Annotated in this window: 3 protein-coding genes; all 3 read right to left on the reverse strand. The window is 44.6% G+C overall.

Features of this window, described 5'->3' with window-relative positions; all coding sequences use genetic code 11:
* The coding region (locus QMC96_13205; protein MDI6877712.1) for a hypothetical protein at positions 1 to 230 on the reverse strand (230 nt) is incomplete at its 3' end.
* A gap of 317 nt (positions 231 to 547) precedes the next feature.
* On the reverse strand, positions 548 to 1,726 hold the full coding sequence (locus QMC96_13210; GenBank protein ID MDI6877713.1) for a hypothetical protein: 1,179 nt from the start codon (positions 1,724 to 1,726) through the stop codon (positions 548 to 550).
* A gap of 56 nt (positions 1,727 to 1,782) precedes the next feature.
* A complete protein-coding gene (locus QMC96_13215) occupies positions 1,783 to 2,916 on the reverse strand; it encodes a hypothetical protein (protein ID MDI6877714.1) in 1,134 nt (377 codons plus the stop codon).
* Positions 2,917 to 3,072 lie beyond the last annotated feature (156 nt).

Raw genomic sequence — 3,072 nt, forward strand, 5'->3', positions numbered from 1 at the left:
TGACAGAGGATGTTTATGAGGCTGGGGTCTACCAGATGCTCTTTCCGTCTGTACCACACCATAACGAGATAGTACGTCACAGTGGGAATCAATGCCAGGGAAAACATCGAGGATTGTGGTAACGGCAGATAGCCGAACAGAATAAGAAAGCCAATGGAAAGACAAAATACCCAGTAGATACCTCCAATTGTACGCCAGAATTCCTCTTTGGCGATTGAATCAACTTTCATGCGTCCACAACCGACGTACTTGGATGCCGGAAGACATGGAAAAGGCTTATATTTTCGAAAGCGAGAATCAGCATGCCCACAGGCGGATGCGGGGTTATCCGATCCGGTCAAGAAGGGAGGAATCCCCCTATCTATACTGACACTTTTCCTTTTACAGTATAAGTGATTTGTGTGCGGATCGTCTACACAATGTGTATCTTATAAGGGATTATCAGATAAAGAACTGAAATCAGCGACGTTAAGATTGATACAATCCGGTGCATCTTTTTTCTTATCTCGACAGGAATAATGCCCCCGACTACGTGCCGCCATGAAAATTAAGAATGGTTCTGCCAATTTAACAGAACAAGATATCCTCCATCGCGGGTTGCAATAATTGATGTTACTTCAATCATATCCACCATATTAACCACGCGATTGGAACCAATTGCCCCATTCAGGCTGTACATCATATCCCAGACGATCTCCCCTCGATCGTTCGATTTTATTATGTGAAATGGGTATCTTCCATACGCCGGGTTCCGATAACCCTGCGATGTGGCAAAACCGGCAAATACGTATTCAGCTCGATCTGTCCGTAGAATCGGCTTTGTAACATCCAGGTGTTGCTCCTGGACGGGGGTTCCATTGCTGTCAATGCGGACCTCCACCGGCCCGGACAAATTTCCTTCCCCTTTTGAATAAATTGCTGAATACTCCCCACCGTCCAGTTCGCTAACCAGATACAAATAGTCGTCCTGGACGCCTCCGAGAGTAGTGTTCCACTGGTGATTGCCTTCTGAGTCCAGCCGGATAAGCCAGATGTCGTTTCCCGAATCTTTCGAATAGCGATGTCCACCCACGATATAGCCGTCGTCGGCAGTACGGGCAACGGTGAGAGCATTTTCTCGGTTTTTACCACCATATGCTTTCTGCCATTCGATCCGCCCTTCTTTATTCAGGTGAACAATCCAGAAGTCGCCCTTAACATTGGAATAGAGGGCTCCTCTGCCACCCACGAATGTATATCCCTCATCCGCTGTCTGAACGGCGGAGAGAATATAATCGCCTTCGACTGAGGTCTCCCATTCCGGATTCCCTTCTTCATCCAGTTTCATGACCGGACCGTCATACAGGGTAATCAGGTATCCCCCCGCGGATGCCGGCACGACGGAAGTCGCATAATTGGGATTGCTGCCAAAGGTTTTATCCCAGATAATAGTTCCCCGATCATCCAGCCGGATGAGCCGGGGTATGGATTCGTATGCTTTTCCTCTTCCGCCGTGGCCGGCGATCATATAACCGCCATCATGGGTCTGTGCGACGGATACTGCGACATCGTCCTGCCCGCTATCAATAGCGATCTTCCACTGCTCGGTTCCATCGGCATCTACCTTGAGAACAAGTATATCCCTGTCAGGAAACGAATTCGTTGCGATACAGGCGGAACCGAGTGTGAATATAACTATCGTGAATTGGAGGACTACCCCGATAAATTGTCGCCAATATATTTTCATGGTATCTCCCCTGGAATGTTAAGTAACAATCGTCTAAACGAAAAAATAATTCAAATTTAGTCTTTTATATACTTTGCCAGGCCCAGTGTACGTTTTGCAGTCTGAAGCAAACAGTTTTCGGTTATCGATTTTACAGGAGAACTTGAACTATTCCAAGTATCAGGGTGATCATATATCTCGCAGAAAAGCGTATCGTCATACTGATGCGAATAACTTGCTAGATTTCGGGTTGATTCTGCGATATCGCTATTATAGATATATACATTGTTATTATCGACAATGCTCTCAAAGTAATATCCTTGACCTTCTCCTGAATGCCAATTTTGACCAACATACTCTTCATAGCTATAGTGAATGTAAGGGTAAAGCCATTGTTCGTATTCGTAACCTGTATGGAGGGGATTTCCCACGTCGGTTATGAAGTGACTTGACCATCCAAAGTATTGGCTGGCGTAAGCGGTTTGACCCTGATCATAGTAGGTTTTTCCAGTATTCGCATAACTCGCTGCATCTTGAGGAGCTGCTCCGAATCCATTGTCCGGATTGTAGTAATGGTTCCATGAATGGTACAATTGATTTATCGCGTCTTGGAACCATTGTGGTAACCAGGTGGGGATACTGGAAGGCCAGAGATCTGGATCATCTGCCACATCCCTTGCAATTTCTGGGTAGGGGAATGCGATCTTAGTACATGTGATATACGCGATATCGCTATGTCCAGGATTTCCCCACCATTTCGGACTAATAGAGATGCCATATTTCTCATTCAAGTATCCTGTGATTGCTTTGTTAATCCACTCAAGTCTTGAATTCTCCTCTTCAGTCAATTTCACATTTTGATCCTTTAGGTCAAACTGAATATACGTATCTTTACCATTTTTTATAAATTCAACAGGATATTTTTTCCAGATATCATTTAGAAATTCCTTCATTAATTTTTTCTCTTCTCCTGTAGCACCTGAATTCTCAATATATGAAAGACGGACCTTTTGACCTTCAGTATCACCTACAAGAAGTATCCAATAGGGAGTAGCATTTTTAATCGCAGGATCATACATTATTAAAGGTATATCTTTATGCAATTCGGTTATTTCATTTTCAGTCTCAATTTCAAGATTCTCATCCAGTACCGGCTCTGCACTTACAGCTGAAACCATTGCTGTTCCGAACAACAATAATACCAGAAGCATGGAGAGCGTCGGTATCAAGCAATACCTTTTCACGTTCTTTACCTCCATTTCTTCGTGTTCACGGAGGCCCGACGCAACGCTTATATGAGTTAATAGCGCAGATAGTCATGCCTACGGGCAGCAGCGGGGTTCTCCTATCCGGCTAAGATACTGTGA

This window comes from Methanomicrobiales archaeon, assembly GCA_030019205.1.
Lineage (GTDB): Archaea > Halobacteriota > Methanomicrobia > Methanomicrobiales > JACTUA01 > JASEFH01.